The following is an 18,958-nucleotide window of genomic DNA, read 5'->3' as shown; positions in this document are numbered from 1 at the left end:
TTATTTGGCCTTTATGCTATAATTTTCACTCTTGTCATTAACTAATTTTTCAAGCTGTAATGCGCGTAATTCTGGGATATCATCACTCCATTGTGATACTGCGCTTTTTGTGATTTTTAATAAATTCGCTAACTTAGTTATATTACCTGCCAAATAAATCGCTTCACTTTTCTTCATAATTATGACCTCCGAAAGATATATCAATCATGTTAAGAAAGCTAAACAAATAAGTTAAGATAACATAACATCAAAAGAGTTAAGCTATCTAAACTCATTTTGGAGATAAAACCATGCAATCTGAAAGAATTCGTCAAGCTCGCAATAACAACAAAATTACTCAAGAATCTTTAGGGAAGCGAATTGGCGTATCAAAAGCAACTATTTCACAATGGGAATCCGGTACTACAGAGCCAAACGGAAAAAATCTTGTGAGTTTGGCTAAAGCTCTTGGAGTAACTGTCGAATGGCTGCTTAATGGGAGTGAAAAAAATCCTGAGGCAAACATTCCACTGGCAAACGCAAAAATTATTGGTACTTTTGCACCGTGGGATGCAAATACACCACTTAGTAAAGATGAAGTTGAACTCCCGTTCTTTAAAGAAATATCGCTATCCGCGGGTAAAGGTTCTTTTGTTGAGCTAGATCATAATGGATATAAATTACGGTTTGCGCTTTCAACTTTAAAAAAAGCAGGCGTTGATCCTCAAACCGCTGGTTGTGTAACCATAACAGGTAACAGCATGGAACCTGTTGTTCCTGACGGTGCTGTCGCAGGAATAGATTCATCAAATAAGGATATAAAAGATGGACAAATGTATGCTATAGAACAGGAAGGAATGCTACGCATCAAAATCTTATACCGTATACCTGGAGGTATACGACTAAGGTCTTACAATAGAGATGAATATGCTGATGAAGATTATACAGGATCTGAAGTATTTAATATAAAAATTATTGGCAAAGTTTTTTGGTATTCTGTTCTCATTTAAAATATTTTCCCCACTCAATTCTCTCGCTAAAAATCTAAATTCAACTTAGGTTTTTAGTTTTCTTTTTAAAAAAAAATTCACATATCTTAACTTAACCCTTGACAGCAACATTTAGCAAACTTAACATTAGGAAAGAAATCTTATCAGATGTGTATTAAGAATAAAACTCACGCTCTTTAACAATTTAGAAAGTCGGAACCGCACAGATTTTTCTGTATAGACCCCTACGCATAAAATGCGATGTACCGTCAAACGCGATCCGGTTGGCGAGAAGATTAGCCCCATTTGATAAAAATGGTCGTGAAAGGGCAACACTGACAGAAAAAGAAATGCAAACGCAAAAAACACTAATTATAGGTCATTTTGCGAAGTGGCCTATGGTGAGTGACGACATTTGCACATCAGATACCAATATCAAGAGGTCAAAAATGGATAACGAACAGTTAAGTAGGAAAACCGTGATTATTGACGGGAAGGAAAGCGCGAGCATCGTATTTATAGCATACAAATTTTTCATTTTTATTGGACATTACTTTTTCCTTATAAGTTAATCGAACCATAAGGATACCACCTCGCCTGACGTGGTTAAAAGCAGGCAATGAATAAATTACGTTAACAAGCACCGCGCTTTAGCCCTTTTTACGGTGAACAAAATGCTCAGATATATCAATATTTCGATTAGGTTTTTATTTATAATTCTTGCTCTCCCAATCGTTTTTTATCTTGGTGTAGTTCAAAATACTGATTTGAGTTTTTTTATTGGTAGATGGGAAGCCAAGGCTGAAAAACTCCTCGCTTTACTACAAACATTCTTGGATAAATATTTCCCTGTAGCGTCAGAGCAAGAAAGATGATGCGCCAAACAGTCGGTTTTGGGGTGTGTGAATAACCAAAATACAGCCATTAAGTTAAAAACCAACACCAGGGCACTACCAATATGGCTGTAAATTTGACTTGTTAGCTTTATCACACACCACCAAACCCCATTGTCAGGAGGTCATATGTGTAACTTTCATGGTTATGATAATGCTCGCCGTCGTCGACATGAGCGTAGAAGCGCCAAGCAAGCAGCCTATCACTATAACAAAGCGCTTAATATGGCATTAAAAGCAGCGTTAAATCCAAACAACGCCAAACACTAAACGCCCTATTCTTTCACTGAAAAGAAAAGTGATAAATCGTGTAGAAAAAGCTATATCAATTCGTCCTACTAAAGTTTATGACGCATTTGATAATTGCTGCTTGCCTAAAGTAGCTTTGTACAGCGCTAAAGAGTTTAACAATAAACCTAAGTCACATTTTGGAGTTAGTGCAAATGCTTGATAATGACGGAAAAGAGCGTAAAGAATGTGAATGGTCTTGGATTGATTCAGATTATTATTGGGACGCATCTTGCGGATTTACATTTCAATTCATGGATGGTGGCCCGAAAGAAAACGACATGAACTATTGCCCAGAATGCGGAGGTAGGTTAATTGTAGAAAATACATAAGTTTCGCACTGACATATTACATTCTAATTTAGGAGAAATGATGAAATTTGAAGAATTGAGTGAAAAATCTCAAAAGAAAGCCAGCGAAGCGTTACTGTATGCATTACAGGCGGAAATGGATTCAAATCGCGCTATCGATAATGTCAGGGCGAAAGCACTTGCATCGGCTATCAGAGATGGTTTTATTGCGCTGGAAAGAGAAGCATCAGAAAGAGATGCTGGTAAAGATTGGGGCAAAAATAATATGAATTTTGGTTTTGCCAATTCATGATGTATACGGTAACCAGGCTTCCCAATCGTCAACCATGCTACAAACTATTATAGATGGACTACCGTAAGATAGAGGATGGGCAATACGATTAACTTGATTGCATATATCTTTTGCAGTGATAGATGTATCACCTTGATATGTGGCATCTGGTAATTTGAGCAGTCTGTTATTATCGCTCATGAGTGTTCGATAAAATCCAAGTGATTCCATCCTTTCATGAAGAATTTCATATTGTTTTGAATCAGCATCATGCAGTTCAACTCGCACCATATATTTAGCCATTGTTAATATTGTTTCTCTTTTATGTGTTGTCGTAGGCACATATTAACCTGATTTGTGTGTTGTCGTAAACCACAAAGGGGGCGAGCCTGACGCGCCAGAAATATCAGGCAACTCAATAAAATTATTGATCACGGGTAATCCCTAACATACTCATAAGGGAAATCATAATAGGCATTGCATCTATGACAATGGAAAAGCGCGCTATGCAAAGACGTAGTAACTGGTTTAGTGACCGCATATTGAAGTATCGATTTCACGCCAGACTCATAGCAATGAATACAAAGATAGTGAGGTTTTTGCTCAGCACTTTCAGGTATTTTGCTACGGTAGACTACCGTACCCGGTTTAGGGGTATAAAGTTCATAATTAGATTTTTCAATCAACCATTGCTCTTTGTTATTAACCTCTTTTTCAAGCTCAATGATGCGATTCTTTGCCATCATCAAAAGTTCTTGAAGTAGTATTTGTTGTTGGGATACCGCACCTAATTTATTTAATAAATCTATCGTTTTTGATTTGACTTCATAATCGATTTTCATACTGAGAATAGCCCGTCCAGCACTAAAAGCCTGACCAACAGATGAAGTCGTATTTGTTAACACCTCAGTTATTTTAGTAATAATGTTTTTATCTTCTGACATAAAACTCTCTCACTCTGTAAGGGTGAAATTATTTTAGCCAATTTCTCTCTGTAGGGGTACAAGAGAAACCACTGCGGCCTGAAGTGGCTAAATAATCAGGCATCCCCTATTTAACCCATTCCATCGGAAAAACCACCATGCAAAAAGCAAAAATCCTGTCATCGGAGCGATTTCCGATGAATAACAACGTCCGGCGTTTACGCTATTTGAGAAAACTTGAAGTGCTAAAACGGAATGCCAATCACCAATTCCCGGTCACTTTATATCGTTGAGGTCGACACATCATGCTTACCGCAAATAGCCCCCTGCTGGCAAGACTGGCAGAAAACCACACGCAAATGATCATGGCGCACAATCAACTGGCCGAAGCCCATAAAATGTTAATCAGTCAGTTGGTCGGACATACTGAAAATGACCCCAGTGACCCAAACGAACCGACAGGGGTGAAAAAGCCGAAACCCTTCACACCGGATGTTAAGCCACAACCTGTTGCGCCATCGGTTACCATTGAACCTCAAGAAGCGATTGAACCTGAGCCTGTTGTCAAAGCACACACTAAAGCCGAAGACAAACCAGCCCCCGTTGTCGCCGAGAAAAAGGTTAAAGCCCCTAAGACCGAAACGAAACCTGCTAAAGCCGTTAAACCAATTGAGCCGATTATTGAAGCACCTGAAGTAGCGCCTAAGCCCGAACCGGTGGATATTGAATCACTTGATTTGCGTCACGTGGTCGCCCTGTCTGTCTTGTTTGGGGATAAAGCGCTTAAACCTGACAATACGCAAGTTGCTAAAGCCAAAGCGACTTTTGCGTCCGAAAAAGCAGATAGCGTTACCGGGCAAATTGATGCACTTTATTGCGCCTTAAACGGGTTACCTAAAGTGACATTTCTTCCTAAAGCCAAAACCTTCGACGTATGCCTAAAAATACTGGCTAACTGGGATAATCTCTTTGGCATTACCGATCGTCGCGAATTTGCCTTGTCATTACTGTGTGAATTGCCTACCCCAGCAGAAGCCAAACCGATTGATTTTAAGGCACTTCGCAGTGAGGCTTCGGCCTGCATTACTCAACTGGTCAAAGGCGGATATCGCAATGAAGCGCTGGATATCCTCGCCTCATTCAACGCTAAAAAGATGGGTGACGTTACCGATGACAATCTGGTTCAGTTTATCGAGAAAGCCCAACGCGTTTTAGCCGATGATAACGCCGAGGGTAGCGATGGCTGAACATGCAAAACTTTCTCCCTCCTCAGCGCATAGATGACTAAAATGTGCCGGCAGTCTCGCATTAGACGCTACCCTACCCGATAAAACATCACCGTTTGCGGAAGAAGGTCGCGCGGCGCATTCGTTAGCGGAAAGCATCTTGCGTATGCGCCAGAACCCGTTTAGTGACGGGCGTAGACGAACATCTGGATTTGATGCGAAAGACTATATCGGCACGTATCCATTGTTAAAAGCCAACTCGCCACAAGTGGATGAGGAGATGATTGAGCACGTCCAGACCTATGTTGATACTGTCTGGCAACTGGCGGACGGGAAAATCTTACAGGTTGAGGAGCGAGTTGACTTTTCCCAGGTCATCGGCGTCGATAATTCATTTGGTACCGCCGATGCGATTATTGTCAGCGATGGTGAACTGCAAATCCATGACCTGAAATACGGTAAAGGCGTTAAAGTCGATGCCAGGCAAAATGCGCAACTTATGCTCTATGCCCTGGGGGCGTTACATCAGTTTGACCTTATTTATGATTTTAAAACGGTTCGTCTTTTTATTCATCAGCCCAGACTTAACCATCTGTCCGAATGGGCAGTATCGGTTGAGGATTTAAAAGACTTTGGTGACTTAGCCAGATTGAGGGCGCAAAAAGCCATGGAGATGGCCACCCTTGCCGAGCACAGCGGTATCAATTCCCTCCCGGATAATGCCTTTTCACCGGGCATCAAGCAATGCCAATTCTGCAAAGCAAAAGGCGGATTGTGTTTTGCCCAGGCGCAATTTGTCCATAATGAAGTCAAAGGTGATTTTGTCGATTTAACCCAACCGCTCGCACCACAATTAAGTGATGCGCCAAAACGTATTACGTTACTAACCCCTGGGCAAATGGCAACACTCTACCCGCATGTCGATTTGATAGAGAGCTTTTGTAAAGCCTTACGCAATCGGGTCGCTGAGGCATTACATAATGGGCAATCAGTACCGGGCTTTAAACTGGTTACGGGCAAACAGGGTAATCGCACCTGGTGTGATGAACGTGAAGCCGAAGCACTGTTAAAAGGCGCCAAACTTAAACAGGAACAAATCTACCACAAGAAAATTATCAGTCCGCCACAGGCTGAGAAACTACTTAAAAAAGACAAACCGAGTCGCTGGGCAAAACTGGAAGCGCTTATTGAGCGAGCAGACGGGAAACCCGTTATCGCACCGGAATCTGACCCTCGCCCTGCCCTTGTTATTAATCCCTTAAACGACTTTGACGATGTGACCGAAGCGGCACTCGCTGATAAATCCATCTTGTATCTTGAAAACGGTTTAAAATAGTTACGATTAGATTTGGCAAGGTGCATGCAGCCCGATTCCTCCTAGGGTTTTAAGCCCGTTAATTAGCGACCGGCGCATACACTGAGCCACTCATCTGAAACCCGAACAGTTGTCCGTACTCCATAACGCATTTGCAAGGATGGGTAATCATGAGTCAGCCAAATCCACTTTGTGTGGGTATTGATGTTTCTAAAGCAACGCTGGACATAGCAGCCAGCTGTGATATTGCACAGTTTACGGTCAGTAATGACTCTGACGGTTTTGATGCCATTATCGCCGAATTGAGAAAGCATTCGGTGGTGTTGGTTCTGATGGAGGCAACTGGCGGGCTTGAAGCTACTGTGGCCTGCTCGCTCCAGGCTGAAGGCTTTGACGTCACTGTGATCAATCCCAGACAATCCCGAGACTTTGCCCGCGCTATGGGCTATCTGGCAAAAACTGACCGTATTGATGCCAAAGTGCTTGCACAAATGGCAGAGGTTATTAATCGACATCCGGAGCGAGAGCGCTTTATCCGGACTCTGCCAAATGCAGAACGTCAGGTTCTTGCTGCGATGGTCGTACGCAGACGCCAGTTGATTACAATGTTGGTGGCAGAACGTAATAGGCTGTATACCGCACATCCACAGAATAGAAAAAGCATCAACATCATCATCAAGGCGCTGGAAGATGAACTTGCCAGAATCGATGAGGATATGAACAACCACATAAGGAACCACTTTAAGGATCTGGCCGCTAGGCTGAGCAGCATTAAAGGGGTTGGTACCATGACAGTTGCTGCGTTGTTGGCGGAGCTTCCCGAACTGGGCAGCCTCTCGAGGCGAGCTATTAGCGCGCTTGTAGGCGTTGCCCCCATAAACCGGGACTCGGGTACCATGCGTGGTCGGCGAACCATATTTGGCGGAAGGGACGGAGTCCGAACAGCACTTTATATGGCCGCGCTTGTAGCAACTCGCTTTAATCCGGTGATAAAAGCCTTTTACATGCGTCTGCTTGCAGCGGGAAAAGCCAAAAAAGTGGCGCTGGTCGCCTGTATGCGCAAGCTGCTGACTATCCTGAACGCGATGCTCAGAAAGAACGAAGAATGGAATGAGTCGTACCATCACGTTTCTCCATAATTTTAACGTTCAAGACAGTTGCTAATTAAAAGGTAACGTGATGAAAATTAAATTAAACAACGTACGTCTGGCTTTTCCTGAATTATTTGAACCTACGCAAGTCAGTGGTCAAGGAGCGTTCAAATACCGTGCCAATTTCCTTATCGCCAAAAGCCGTACTGACCTGATTGAAGAAATCAAAACGGGGATTAAGGCGGTCATTAAGGAAAAATGGGGAGCCAAAGAGGTAGAAAAAATTTATAACAGCATCTGCCACTCCAACAACCGTTTTTGCTTCCGCGATGGCGACAATAAAGAATACGATGGCTATGCCGGAAATATGTACATCACCGCCAGTAATAAAGATCGTCCGTTAGTCATTGACGTAAATTGTACACCACTCACCGCACAGGACGGTCGTCCCTACTCTGGCTGTTACGTTAACGCCACCATTGAATTTTATGCCTATGACAATAATGGTAAAGGGGTTTCAGCCTCCTTAAGAGGGGTTCAGTTTTTCCGGGATGGCGATGCCTTTAGCGGTGGAAGCGTGGCCTCCGTTGACGAGTTTGACGACCTGAGCATGGCTGAGGAAGAAGACGATATCGCCTTTTAAAACACCAGAGAAACTACTGCGGCCTGAAGTGGCTAAATAATCAGGCATCGATTAAAAATATGAGTAGTTTTTACTCTATTTAGCTTACGGGAAATTTGATATGTAAAGTGTAAATAACTCAAGGAGGCTTAAAAATGAAATTAGATAATATGACTGAAGTCCTTACGCTCACTAACCCCAGTAACAACGGCCGTTATTTACTTAACTTAGCGCAACCCGTTTATGCCGATGAGGAAACCAAGACATTAATCAAGATGATTCAACTACTGGCAGAAGAAAATCAATACCTGAGAAAAGAGAATAAACGACTGGCAAAAATGCATCGGTAAGTTGGGGGCTGTACAGATGTTAAAGATTCAATCAAGGAGTAAAAGATGAATTATCTTACCGGAAAAGAAACCTCTATAGATTCAGTATTAAAAAATATTGAGGAGTTGAAAACAGCAATTTATGGCTTACACAAACTAGCAACAATCAAAGCTAAACATATAGAAATACAAGGTGTTTTTATTGAAAAAATCAGGATTGCAGTAATTATCAGAGAGAAAATCGCTGTTTTATTACACAGCATTGCTCAAGACGCTAACTGCCTTAAAAGAAACATTTAAGCAATCAACACACTTATTACTGGCATATTGATAAAATTAACCGCCCCATAATTTAGGGATTATTTCTTTAAACAGTAAACCGAGAATACCCGCCAATAAGAACCATTGCAGCCGGTCAAATTTTTGTTCCAGTCTGTCAAACCGTTTTTCTGAAAAATCAAGGCGCTTATCTATCTGAGCAATATCCTTACGGACATCAGCGATTTGAGCATCCGTTTTCTCAGAACGAACAGCCATGTCTTTACGAACATCAGCTATCTCAGCCGATAAGTCCTTGCGGACATCAGCAATATTGCGGTTGACCTCAACAATATCCGCTTTAGTCGCAACATCTGCAACCTCATGCGATCTACGTACGACAAGTGAAATGGCTCTGGCTTGTTCTCTGGAAATGCCAGCACTTTCTAGTTCTTCCGATGCTTGTAGTGCATCAAATGCAACCTGACCCATAACGTTATCCTCCCGTGTTTAGGTAAGTATAACGGGTTTAGGGTTCAATCTGCAAAATCTTTCATCAATTAACTTTGAGGAATTCCTACATGCAAAATTTACTATTTTGCGATTTAGAAACCTATAGCGATATTCCGATTAATTGTGGCACGCATCGATACGCTGAAAATGCAGAAATATTACTTTTTGCGTATGCGTACAATCACGGCTCTGTCAAGGTCTGGGATGTAACGCAAGATAAAACGATGCCCACAGATTTAAAAGCTTATCTTGATGACCCTGCGATTTTAACCGTCTGGCACAACGGCGGCATGTTTGATACGGTAATTTTAAAACAGGTGTTAAATATTGACCTACCCTTATCCCGCGTTCACGATACCTTGGTGCAAGCACTGGAACATGGCTTACCTGGCGCACTTGGTTCGCTTTGCGATATCTTCAACGTCAATAGCGATAACGCCAAAGATAAAGAAGGTAAAGCGCTCATACAGCTATTTTGCAAACCGCGTCCTAAAAATAGCAAAATACAACGCGCCACGGCGTTAACTCACGCAGAGGAATGGCAACGTTTTAAGCAATACGCAGGTTCTGATATTTTAGCCATGCGCGAGATTTATCAACATTTACCGGGTTGGAATATGAGTGTGGACGAAACCCAATTATGGCAGTTAGACCAAAAGATTAATCGCCGTGGGATGTGCATGGATGTTGAACTGGCGAAAAGCGCCTTGACTGCCGTTGAAAACGAGCAAAAACGGTTATCAACCGTCACCCAGCAATTAACAGATAATGCCGTGCAAAACGCAACACAACGCGATGCTCTCTTACAACACATCGTTTCAGCATTTGGCATCACATTACCGGATATGCAAGCCAGCACGCTACAGCGCCGCATTAACGACCCGAACATCCCCCCTGCTTTACGCGAACTGCTGTCAGTCCGTTTGCAATCGTGTACAACCAGCACCAGTAAATACAAAGCATTGTTAAAATCGGTAAGCACAGATGGACGACTTCGAGGAACCAAGCAATTTTGTGGCGCCTCACGGACCGGACGCTGGGCGGGGCGTATTTTTCAGCCGGATAATCTCCCCCGACCCACGCTTGACCAAAAGACCATTGATAACGGGATTGAAGCGTTAAAAGCCGGTTGCGCCGAGCTGATTTGTGATGACATTATGCAACTGACCAGTTCTGCGCTAAGAGGATGTATTATTGCACCCCCCGGTAAGAAACTGGTTATCTCCGATTTATCAAATATTGAAGGCCGCATGCTTGCATGGCTGGCAGGAGAAAACTGGAAAGTCAAGGCTTTTAGCGAATTTGATAACGGCAAAGGCGATGACCTCTATAAACTCGCCTACACGCGCGCATTTAATCTTTTACCTGAGAGCGTCACCAAAGCCCAACGGCAAATCGGTAAGGTAATGGAACTCGGCTTAGGCTATGGTGGAGGCGTTGCGGCATTTCTGACATTTGCCCTCGCCTACGGCCTTGACTTAGCGGAACTGGCGGAAGCCGCATTACCTAACATTCCCCCTAACGTTAAACGAGAGGCAATAAGCTGGTATCAAAAATCCGTTGAAACAGATAAAACGTATGGTCTCAGCGAAAAAGTCTTTGTTACCTGCGATTCCCTTAAGCGCATGTGGCGCAATGCCCATCCACAAACCGTATCATTCTGGTACGACATTGAAGACACTGTAAAACAAGTCATTCAGTCACCGGGGATAGTGTTTAAGTGCCGTAAACTTAGCCTTCGTCGCGATAAAGGCTGGCTCAGAATTTGTCTACCATCAGGTCGTAGTCTTTGCTACCCTTCTGCGCGAATAGAGAATGGACAAATCACCTACATGGGGACTAATCCCTACAGCCGAAAATGGGAACGGTTAAAAACCTACGGCGGTAAAATTACTGAAAATATCTGTCAGGCCGCCGCACGCGATGTCTTGGCCTATAGCATGCCACGCATTGAAAAGGCGGGTTATGCGATTGTCTTAACCGTCCATGATGAAATTATCAGCGAAGCGCCCGATACCCCACAATTTTCCGCTGAGGGGTTAAGTACACTGTTAAGTTTTAATCCGGATTGGGCTTTTGATTTACCGCTTAGTGCAGCGGGGTTTGAGACTTATCGCTATCGCAAGGAATAAATAACACACAGGATAAAACAAACATCATGGCCTTTATAAAAAACGACAGCCCACTTTATTTCAAGGCAGCACAGGATGCGGTACACCTTGAACAGTCAGGCCAATACCATGAAGCGGCGCGCGCATGGTCACAGGCAAACCGACTGGCGCGTAATCGCAATAATCGTATCTGGAGTGAACACCCCGGCGATTTTTGCCTGATGCAAATCAAACGGGAACATATTAAAAGGATGTATCCATGCGGTTAATCAGGGAAGAGAGCATTGAAAAACATTTGGTGCGTGAGGTGCGAAAAATCGGCGGCATTGCCTATAAATTTGTTTCACCGGGACGACGAGGCGTACCTGACCGATTAGTTGCACTCCCCAATGGCAAGATTATTTTTGTGGAGTGTAAAGCACCGGGCGAAAAACCCACCCCCTACCAATTACGCGAACACGCACGGCTTTTTGCCCTAGGCCATCAGGTCATCGTACTGGACAGTCACGATTTAAGCAGCATCTTACCCACTGTGGACTAAGAACCCTTTAAGTCACTATATATTATTGATTCTCTTTGTTTAACTACGGAGGCGTGTTTCCATGTCTAAATTAGTTGTTATTGAAAATACCGTTGTTCGTCAAGACGCTTTCGGGCGTTATTGTCTAAATGATTTACATAAAGCCGCTGGTGATCTTAAAAAAGACAGTCCTGCATATTGGCTTGCTAATAAACAAACTCAAGAATTAATTGAACAATTTTTGAGCGAGGGCGGAATTCCGGTATCGGTCATTCGAGGAGGTGTCGAGCAAGGAACTTACGTTGCTAAAGAACTAGTTTACGCCTACGCCATGTGGATTAGCGCAGCTTTTAATCTTAAAGTTATTCGTACTTTCGATGAAGTTATCGCTACACCTACACAACCGCTAACCGATAAAGTGCAAGCTGGTTTAGCCATGATCGCTTTTTACAAACAAGAGCTGCGTATCGCCCCTTCTGGTCTACTTGGTGCAATGAAAAACTTGCAATCTTCCCTTGGTATGCCAGATGTACTACCTGCTTACGCCGTTGATGCACCTGAAGGAAGCATGACAGTATCAAGCGAAGTGACGCACTCTTTTACGGAGCTTTTACTGCTGCATGGTAAGCCTTACAGTCCGCCATCCGGCTTTAAACGTTTGCAATTATTAGGTATTGTTGAGCGTAAATCACGCCCAAGTAGCAAACATCCTGACAAGGAAAAACTATTCTGGTCACTGACGGAAAGAGGATTACAGTTTGGAAAAAACTTAACTGACCCAAACCATCCCCGTCAGACTCAGCCCCATTTCTATGATAGCCAATTTCCCAGATTGCTAAGCATCATGATGAACGGAATTGCAGCAACATAATAAAATATTGACATTTTAAATACCCATTGACGAAAGCAAAAATCATGCGCTATAGTTTATTTGCATCTGCAAAATCAGATGTCGGGATTGACCTCTCGCTGTAACTAACAAGGCGCATAGCACGCCAGAAGCGTGTTTTTTTATGCGTCAGTCTGCCCCATATCAAGAATCAATGGTGGGCTGGATGGGGGAGCCGAAAGGCTCGCCGGGTCCTTGTTAGCCGGTAAGGTCAACCTCGTCCAGTTCGCCACCCAAGATTGACCTCAAAGGTGGTGATTGTCCTTAACTAACAAGGAAATCATTGCTATGACTACTTTAATTTTTCGTAACACCATTCTTGAAACTATTTCCCGTAATGGCGAAATCTGGTTTACCTCTGCCGTACTTGCAAAAGCGCTTCAGTATGCAACTAGTAATGCAGTAACTATGCTATATAAACAAAATTCCGACGAGTTTTCTGTAGGAATGTCCGAGATAGTCGAATCAACTCTCTCGGGGAATTTAAAGGCTCGAACCCGTATTTTCTCTCTACGTGGTGCTCACCTGATCGCCATGTTTGCCCGTACACCTGTAGCAAAAGAGTTCAGAAAATGGGTGCTGGATATTCTCGATAAACAAGCTGTTAATCAAACCCCTAACTATAATCACCCTCAACCCCAACCAAAAGCCGTAGAGCGTTTTAGCCATTCAGATACGCGCAATCTAACACATTTAGTCTGGTGTATGACAAATGGCTTCCGGTTTGAGCGTTCATGGAGTAATGCGGTGTGGCTGGCTTTGCGCGAAGTGACGGGCACGCCCTCACCAGAACGTTTTCAGGTAGCGCATATACCTTTAATGGCTGACGAATGTCGCCGGATTTACTACATCACAGAATCATTACGCCAAATTATCAATGACGCTGAAAAACAGGTTATCAAACGACTTTTACGTAAGCGTGAGAATATCGATACCGTTTTAGCGGAAATAAAACAGCTTTTTGATCACTTCCACCATCAACAAATCGGGATAATCACCGCGCGCACCGATCACTGGTACGAAGGTGAACTGACCCACTTCTTAGAACGTCACTAATTAATCTTAACGCCCCTTTTTAAAGGGGCAATCTTTCATCAATTTAACTATTGAGGAATATCCTTATGTCAAATTTAATCACTATCAAAACAAAAAACATTAATGGCGCATTGATCCAGACGGTTAATGCCCGTGATTTACATGAATTTTTGGAAATAGGTAAAGATTTTACCACATGGATAAAAGACAGGATTAAGCAATATGGATTTGCTGAAAATGTCGACTTTATAGTTTTCACCAATTCTGGGGAAAACCCCTTCGGAGGCCGTCCAGCAAAGGAATACGCAATTTCCCTTGATATGGCAAAAGAACTATCAATGGTTGAGCGCAACGAAAAAGGGAAACAGGCCAGACAGTATTTTATTGAATGTGAACGACGCGTTTTGCAAACTCAATCATTACTACCGACGGCAAAAGAACTGGCACTGATGGTTGTTCGTGCCGAGGAGGAGAAAGAAAAGTTATTACTGGAAAATAAAAGCCTATCAACCGAAAACGATTGCCTTAAAAATCTCTTTAAAGAAGGCATGACCCCTACCCAATTTAGCAAAATGCTTAACGGGGTAAACAGTCAACAGATAAATCATTACCTTGCAGCAAAAAACTGGCTCTATAACGAAAGTAAGTCCGGCAACAATTTACGCTGGCGTGTTGCCGCTACCGCTCGGGATAAATATTTAACCGAAAAACAAAACGAAATAAGCCCCCATGGTGCAAATAGCTTTATTAGCTATCGCCCTGTTTTGCTCAGAAAAGGCGCACAGCGACTTTATGACCAGTATTTGGCTGACAAACTCCCCATGAAAAAGAACTGGAACGGATTACATACTCATGACAAAACTATCCAGATTGTCGCCTGAACAAAAGACAATCGCAAAAACCTTCACCCCTCGCCCTTACCAAAATCTCATTATCAATCACCTGCTCGATATTAAACGCTCAAATGTCTGGGCGGGGATGGGAATGGGTAAAACAGCAGCAACCCTGACGGCATTAGAAAATCTCTATTTATCAGGCAGTGAAACCAAACCCACACTGGTATTAGCCCCTTTACGGGTAGCCCAATCCACTTGGCCTGACGAAGCGCTTAAATGGGGCCACCTGCGTAATATTGAAGTGCAGCCTATCATTGGCACTGCAAAAACGCGGATGACAGCACTCAAAAATACCCATGCCAGCGTATTTACGGTCAATTATGACAATCTCGTCTGGCTGGTTGAAACACTAGGTGACAGCTGGCCTTTCGGCACGATTATCGCTGACGAGAGCACCCGGTTAAAATCATTCCGGCTACGCAAAGGCGGTAAACGCACCGCTGCACTCGCCAAAATCGCCCATAAATCGGTTCATCGCTGGGTAAATCTGACCGGTACGCCTTCACCGAATGGCCTGATGGACTTATGGGGGCAAGCCTGGTTTGTTGACCAGGGCGAACGGCTAGGCAGAACCCATAATGCGTTTACGTCTCGCTGGTTTAACCGTATCCAGTTCCCCGGGCAACAGTGGAGCAGGTTTGAGCCTTTAGGGTTTGCTCATCAACAAATTCAGTTAGCACTCAGCGATGTCACGCTATCCCTTAATGCCGCTGATTGGTTTGATATCGACGAACCCGTACACAACGTTATTAACGTTGAACTACCCGCGAAAGCGCGAGCACACTATCAGGCCATGGAAAAAGAACTGTTTCTTGAATTGGGCGAGAGTGCGATTGAAGCGTTAAATGCCGCGGCCAAAACAATAAAATGTTTGCAAATTGCAGCAGGCGCTATTTATAGCGATGACAATCGCAACTGGACAGCGATACACGATGCCAAAATCCAGGCACTGGAGAGTATTGTTAATGAATCAGGAGGGACGCCAGTACTGGTCGCTTACCACTGGAAACATGACCTTGAAAGACTTTTAAACGCGTTTCCAAAAGGCAAAATGTTAGACGCTAACCCACAAACGCTTACCAACTGGAATAGTGGCAAAATCCCGTTGCTTTTTGCCCACCCCGCAAGCTGTGGACACGGCTTAAATTTACAGGACGGCGGTAATATTCTGGTCTTTTTCTCCCACTGGTGGGACTTAGAGCAGTACCAGCAAATTATCGAGCGTATCGGCCCCACTCGTCAAGCGCAAGCAGGACACAATCGCCCTGTCTTTATTCACCATATCGTCGCTAAAGATACACTCGATGAAGTGGTGATGGCGCGCCGTAATTCAAAACGAGAAATTCAGGATTTATTGCTGGAAGCGATGAAAAGGAAATAAAAAAGACCAGCGCTAGGCTGGCCAACACCAGGGGAAAAATTGTGAATAGCAAACACACAACCAAATAACTATACAAGAAAAATAAAGAATTAACCTTAAATTTACAAATATTTATATATTTAAATCAAATGGTTATCATTAACATTACTATTCTCATTAACAACGGAGAACTCACCATGTGGATTTTAATATTGTCCATGTACGCCAGCCCTTACGCATCCAGTAACTTTGCAAGTGTTCATACTCAGGAATTCGACACTGAGAATATGTGCCAATTCGCCGCTAAACAGTTTGAGCAGGAATTTGAAACTTTCAAGGATATCAACGCCAAAGCGATTTGCGTTAAGAAATAAGCTAATTTTACCGAGGTTTAACCATGAAACTTAACATCATCAAATTACTAATCACGACATTACTTTTTATCAGTGCAGCGTTTGCCTTCGAACTCATTGTTGGTCACATTGCGCACGCCAATGCCGTCATTGACCCGCAAATCAGATTTAAGCGTGGCGAATTAGGCAATATCCATTTAGGTGGGCAAGAGCTAATGGTTATCGGCGTCATGATAGTGCCAGCACTCATTGTTTATTTGGGTGTATTCCTTGATACCTTGAAGAAGTAGCATAAAGAGAATAAGCATTATCCCACCTGAATTTACCTCACTTAAATTATCCATATCGAAAGGTAAGCATTCAGCTATTAAAAAAGACCAGCGCAAGGCTGGCCAACACCAGGGAAAATTACGTTGTGAGTTTTTCAATGAGGACATAAACGTGAATAATAATTCTATGTTTATTACAGATGAACAAATGAAAGAGTTAACAGGCTATCAGAAACCATCCAAACAATGCAAAGTTTTGGAAGAAGCGGGAATATTTTTTATTAAGAGGCCTGATGGTCGCCCCAAAACGACATGGGAGCATTTCAATAACCCCTCTTCAAAAAAATTTGATATTAATTTTGCTGAGAAACCAAATTTCGGAGCTATGTAGTTATGTCTGGAAAACGAAAAAATCCTACGGATAATTGGATGCCCCCACGTGTATTTCGTGGGAGATCTGCATACGAGTTTAAACACCCAAATGGTCGTACAATTCGTTTATGTGCTCTAAATGTAGATAAATCTGTTGTTTGGAGTCACTATGAACAATACGTTAATGACGAGAAACATATTTTTAATTATGAATCGCTGATTAATCAATTTCTATGTTCAGCAGATTTTATCGAATTATCGAAAGACACGCAGAATGATTATCAAAAATATTCCAAAAAAGTTATTCCTGTTTTTGGCAAAATGAATCCGGATAATATTAAACCTGAACATATTAGAAAATATATGGATAAAAGAGGATTAAAGAGTAAAACACAGGCCAACAGAGAAAAATCGTTTATGTCCAGAGTATTTCGATGGGGATATGAGCGAGGATTAGTAAAAAATAATCCGTGTAAAGGCGTTAAACAATACAAAGAAATAGCCCGTGATCGTTATGTTACAGATACAGAGTATCACGCATTATATTCTATTTCACCGGTTATTGTTCAGATCGCCATGGAATTAGCCTATCTTTGCTGTGCTCGGCAAGGAGATATTTTAGCATTACGCAAAGATCAACTCATGGAAGCAGGAATTTATATCAAACAAGGGAAAACCGGCAAAAGCCAGATAAAAGGTTGGTCCGAAAGATTAACTAAAGCTATAAAATTAGCTAAACAATTACCATTAAAAGAAGGTGTTAATAGCTTATACGTTTTACATCAAGCAAATGGAAAACTATATATCAGAGATGGCTTTAATAGTAGATGGTTAAAAGCTAAAGAAGAAGCCGCTAAAAAATACCCTGAATTGGATTTCAATTTTACCTTTCATGATTTAAAAGCAAAAGGTATATCTGATTTAGAAGGAACACTACAAGAAAAGCAAGCCATTTCGGGCCATAAAAATATTGGTCAGACTGCCAGATATGACAGAAAAATAGAAGTCGTACCGGTCGTAGGTAATCAGAAGAAATGAATAAATATTCAAATTAACTCAATTTATCTTCTGAAAGCATCTTCTGAAGATGTTCTGAAAGGTGATCTTGGTCACAAAAATTCGGTCTTAACCGACTAAGCTTTTACTTACTAAGGTATTGATAATAAACAGAAAATTTCATGGTGCCCAGGGCGGGACTTGAACCCGCACAGCCTTAAGGCCGAGGGATTTTAAATCCCTTGTGTCTACCGATTTCACCACCTGGGCTAAATTCTGGAGGCGCGTCCCGGAGTCGAACCGAGGTAGACGGATTTGCAATCCGCTGCATGGCCACTCTGCCAACGCGCCCTACTCAATCTAGCTTATATGTAGGGCTGATATTGGAGCGGGAAACGAGACTCGAACTCGCGACCCCGACCTTGGCAAGGTCGTGCTCTACCAACTGAGCTATTCCCGCATTCTCACAATACTTAGTTAGTTTGTTAAACCCAGCATCGTTTGATGCGCTGCATTCTACTTGTTTCATGTATTGAGTCAATACTATTATTAATTAATTCGGTTCGTTTGCTGATTTTTCAATCATTTCGATCAAGCTTCATTCAAATTCTTCCAGGCGCCAGATAAATATTGAAACATAGACCAAAACGTTAAAATAGCCGCAAAATAAAGTAATATGAGAGCAATTACCTCAATTTGAATATTAGGATGCCACAGTAATCCAACTAATGAGAGCATCTGGGCGGCTGTTTTAAATTTTCCAATCCAAGAAACAGCTACACAACTACGTTTTCCTACCTCCGCCATCCATTCCCGTAATGAGGAAATAATGATTTCACGCGCTATCATAGTCACTGTCGGTAATGTAACCCACCAAGTATGATAATATTCGGTCACCAATACTAATGCCGTTACTACCATAATTTTATCAGCGACCGGATCTAAAAATGCACCAAATCTGGTTGTTTGCTGCCACAATCTGGCAAGAAAACCATCAAACCAATCCGTTAACGCAGCAATGACAAAAAGAAACGCACAAACAAAAGGCGCCCAGTAAAAAGGAAGATAAAAAAATAACACAAAAAACGGAATCAATATGATACGAAAAAGTGTTAACCAAGTTGGAATATTTAATTGCATCATGCTCTA

At 42.4% G+C, this 18,958-nt stretch carries 26 protein-coding genes, 3 tRNA genes and 1 pseudogene; 22 read left to right on the top strand and 8 right to left on the bottom strand.

Going from position 1 to position 18,958, the window contains the following annotated elements; translation table 11 throughout:
• Entirely contained in the window at window positions 1-177 is a 177-nt protein-coding gene (locus AACL31_RS10495) for a Cro/CI family transcriptional regulator (RefSeq protein ID WP_310513186.1), read from the bottom strand.
• A 113-nt stretch (window positions 178-290) separates the two neighbouring features.
• Here AACL31_RS10495 and AACL31_RS10490 point away from each other — a divergent pair, with 113 nt between their 5' ends.
• The 4 genes from AACL31_RS10490 to AACL31_RS10475 all read left to right on the top strand — a co-directional run bounded on the left by AACL31_RS10490 (window position 291) and on the right by AACL31_RS10475 (window position 2,752).
• A complete protein-coding gene (locus AACL31_RS10490) occupies window positions 291-989 on the top strand; it encodes a helix-turn-helix transcriptional regulator (protein WP_310513185.1) in 699 nt (232 codons plus the stop codon).
• A gap of 1,001 nt (window positions 990-1,990) precedes the next feature.
• Complete coding sequence (locus AACL31_RS10485) at window positions 1,991-2,131, top strand: hypothetical protein (protein WP_310513671.1); 141 nt, start codon at window positions 1,991-1,993, stop codon at window positions 2,129-2,131.
• 173 nt (window positions 2,132-2,304) lie between these two features.
• Complete coding sequence (locus tag AACL31_RS10480; RefSeq protein ID WP_339053079.1) at window positions 2,305-2,481, top strand: hypothetical protein; 177 nt, start codon at window positions 2,305-2,307, stop codon at window positions 2,479-2,481.
• A 37-nt stretch (window positions 2,482-2,518) separates the two neighbouring features.
• Complete coding sequence (locus tag AACL31_RS10475; protein ID WP_310513669.1) at window positions 2,519-2,752, top strand: hypothetical protein; 234 nt, start codon at window positions 2,519-2,521, stop codon at window positions 2,750-2,752.
• Here the strand turns inward: AACL31_RS10475 and AACL31_RS10470 are convergent.
• Together AACL31_RS10470 and AACL31_RS10465 are read right to left on the bottom strand one after the other, a co-directional pair.
• A complete protein-coding gene (locus AACL31_RS10470) occupies window positions 2,747-3,073 on the bottom strand; it encodes a hypothetical protein (protein ID WP_339053078.1) in 327 nt (108 codons plus the stop codon). The genes AACL31_RS10475 and AACL31_RS10470 overlap by 6 nt on opposite strands.
• A gap of 89 nt (window positions 3,074-3,162) precedes the next feature.
• The gene (locus AACL31_RS10465; protein ID WP_339053077.1) at window positions 3,163-3,675 is read right to left on the bottom strand and encodes a hypothetical protein; all 513 of its coding nucleotides are present in this window, start codon (window positions 3,673-3,675) and stop codon (window positions 3,163-3,165) included.
• A gap of 137 nt (window positions 3,676-3,812) precedes the next feature.
• Between AACL31_RS10465 and AACL31_RS10460 the strand changes: the two genes are divergently transcribed.
• The 7 genes and pseudogenes from AACL31_RS10460 to AACL31_RS10430 all read left to right on the top strand — a co-directional run bounded on the left by AACL31_RS10460 (window position 3,813) and on the right by AACL31_RS10430 (window position 8,537).
• Window positions 3,813-3,947 (top strand): hypothetical protein, encoded by a 135-nt coding sequence (locus AACL31_RS10460; RefSeq protein ID WP_339053076.1) that lies wholly within the window; start codon window positions 3,813-3,815, stop codon window positions 3,945-3,947.
• 12 nt (window positions 3,948-3,959) lie between these two features.
• Window positions 3,960-4,901, top strand: a complete 942-nt coding sequence (locus AACL31_RS10455; protein ID WP_339053075.1) for a hypothetical protein — start codon at window positions 3,960-3,962, stop codon at window positions 4,899-4,901.
• Window positions 4,873-6,216, top strand: a pseudogene (locus AACL31_RS10450) (DUF2800 domain-containing protein). Before AACL31_RS10455 ends, AACL31_RS10450 begins: the two are co-directional and overlap by 29 nt.
• Before the next feature lie 149 nt (window positions 6,217-6,365).
• Complete coding sequence (locus tag AACL31_RS10445; protein WP_339053074.1) at window positions 6,366-7,334, top strand: IS110 family transposase; 969 nt, start codon at window positions 6,366-6,368, stop codon at window positions 7,332-7,334.
• Between the two features lie 40 nt (window positions 7,335-7,374).
• A complete protein-coding gene (locus AACL31_RS10440; RefSeq protein WP_339053073.1) occupies window positions 7,375-7,929 on the top strand; it encodes a DUF2815 family protein in 555 nt (184 codons plus the stop codon).
• 134 nt (window positions 7,930-8,063) lie between these two features.
• Entirely contained in the window at window positions 8,064-8,258 is a 195-nt protein-coding gene (locus AACL31_RS10435; RefSeq protein WP_339053072.1) for a hypothetical protein, read from the top strand.
• A 45-nt stretch (window positions 8,259-8,303) separates the two neighbouring features.
• The gene (locus tag AACL31_RS10430; RefSeq protein WP_310513681.1) at window positions 8,304-8,537 is read left to right on the top strand and encodes a hypothetical protein; all 234 of its coding nucleotides are present in this window, start codon (window positions 8,304-8,306) and stop codon (window positions 8,535-8,537) included.
• 36 nt (window positions 8,538-8,573) lie between these two features.
• Here the strand turns inward: AACL31_RS10430 and AACL31_RS10425 are convergent, their stop codons facing one another.
• On the bottom strand, window positions 8,574-8,987 hold the full coding sequence (locus AACL31_RS10425; protein ID WP_339053071.1) for a hypothetical protein: 414 nt from the start codon (window positions 8,985-8,987) through the stop codon (window positions 8,574-8,576).
• A gap of 89 nt (window positions 8,988-9,076) precedes the next feature.
• Between AACL31_RS10425 and AACL31_RS10420 the strand changes: the two genes are divergently transcribed.
• The 11 genes from AACL31_RS10420 (at window position 9,077) to AACL31_RS10370 (ending at window position 17,851) form a co-directional block, all read left to right on the top strand.
• On the top strand, window positions 9,077-11,140 hold the full coding sequence (locus AACL31_RS10420; RefSeq protein ID WP_339053070.1) for a DNA polymerase: 2,064 nt from the start codon (window positions 9,077-9,079) through the stop codon (window positions 11,138-11,140).
• Window positions 11,141-11,166: 26 nt separating this feature from the next.
• Entirely contained in the window at window positions 11,167-11,388 is a 222-nt protein-coding gene (locus tag AACL31_RS10415; protein ID WP_339053069.1) for an ANR family transcriptional regulator, read from the top strand.
• The gene (locus AACL31_RS10410) at window positions 11,379-11,660 is read left to right on the top strand and encodes a VRR-NUC domain-containing protein (RefSeq protein WP_339053068.1); all 282 of its coding nucleotides are present in this window, start codon (window positions 11,379-11,381) and stop codon (window positions 11,658-11,660) included. Before AACL31_RS10415 ends, AACL31_RS10410 begins: the two co-directional genes overlap by 10 nt.
• 61 nt (window positions 11,661-11,721) lie before the next feature.
• Entirely contained in the window at window positions 11,722-12,510 is a 789-nt protein-coding gene (locus AACL31_RS10405) for a KilA-N domain-containing protein (protein ID WP_339053067.1), read from the top strand.
• 306 nt (window positions 12,511-12,816) lie between these two features.
• Window positions 12,817-13,584: a BRO-N domain-containing protein gene (locus AACL31_RS10400; RefSeq protein WP_339053066.1), complete on the top strand. Its 768-nt coding sequence runs from the start codon at window positions 12,817-12,819 to the stop codon at window positions 13,582-13,584.
• Between the two features lie 65 nt (window positions 13,585-13,649).
• Window positions 13,650-14,444, top strand: a complete 795-nt coding sequence (locus tag AACL31_RS10395) for an antA/AntB antirepressor family protein (RefSeq protein ID WP_339053065.1) — start codon at window positions 13,650-13,652, stop codon at window positions 14,442-14,444.
• Complete coding sequence (locus AACL31_RS10390; protein WP_422389245.1) at window positions 14,416-15,840, top strand: SNF2-related protein; 1,425 nt, start codon at window positions 14,416-14,418, stop codon at window positions 15,838-15,840. The genes AACL31_RS10395 and AACL31_RS10390 overlap by 29 nt, the downstream gene beginning before the upstream one ends.
• Window positions 15,841-16,016: 176 nt before the next feature.
• Window positions 16,017-16,193, top strand: coding sequence for a hypothetical protein (locus AACL31_RS10385; protein WP_339053064.1), 177 nt, complete (start codon window positions 16,017-16,019; stop codon window positions 16,191-16,193).
• Between the two features lie 23 nt (window positions 16,194-16,216).
• On the top strand, window positions 16,217-16,462 hold the full coding sequence (locus tag AACL31_RS10380) for a hypothetical protein (RefSeq protein WP_339053063.1): 246 nt from the start codon (window positions 16,217-16,219) through the stop codon (window positions 16,460-16,462).
• Between the two features lie 151 nt (window positions 16,463-16,613).
• Window positions 16,614-16,832 (top strand): DUF4224 domain-containing protein, encoded by a 219-nt coding sequence (locus tag AACL31_RS10375; RefSeq protein WP_310513192.1) that lies wholly within the window; start codon window positions 16,614-16,616, stop codon window positions 16,830-16,832.
• 2 nt (window positions 16,833-16,834) lie between these two features.
• Window positions 16,835-17,851, top strand: coding sequence for a tyrosine-type recombinase/integrase (locus tag AACL31_RS10370; RefSeq protein WP_339053062.1), 1,017 nt, complete (start codon window positions 16,835-16,837; stop codon window positions 17,849-17,851).
• Between the two features lie 141 nt (window positions 17,852-17,992).
• On the opposite strand, the gene AACL31_RS10365 is transcribed toward AACL31_RS10370, so the two are convergent.
• The 4 genes from AACL31_RS10365 to pgsA all read right to left on the bottom strand — a co-directional run bounded on the left by AACL31_RS10365 (window position 17,993) and on the right by pgsA (window position 18,949).
• Window positions 17,993-18,079, bottom strand: a tRNA-Leu gene (locus tag AACL31_RS10365).
• 7 nt (window positions 18,080-18,086) lie between these two features.
• Window positions 18,087-18,160 (bottom strand) — tRNA-Cys (locus AACL31_RS10360).
• A gap of 33 nt (window positions 18,161-18,193) precedes the next feature.
• A tRNA-Gly gene (locus AACL31_RS10355) sits at window positions 18,194-18,269 on the bottom strand.
• Window positions 18,270-18,400: 131 nt separating this feature from the next.
• Window positions 18,401-18,949 (bottom strand): CDP-diacylglycerol--glycerol-3-phosphate 3-phosphatidyltransferase, encoded by a 549-nt coding sequence (gene pgsA / locus AACL31_RS10350; RefSeq protein WP_310513108.1) that lies wholly within the window; start codon window positions 18,947-18,949, stop codon window positions 18,401-18,403.
• Window positions 18,950-18,958 lie beyond the last annotated feature (9 nt).

The organism is Arsenophonus endosymbiont of Crataerina pallida, from assembly GCF_964020125.1.
GTDB classification, from domain to species: domain Bacteria; phylum Pseudomonadota; class Gammaproteobacteria; order Enterobacterales; family Enterobacteriaceae; genus Arsenophonus; species Arsenophonus nilaparvatae.
Note: the sequence above shows the minus strand (reverse complement) of the source record. Positions and strands in the feature narration are given on the sequence as shown.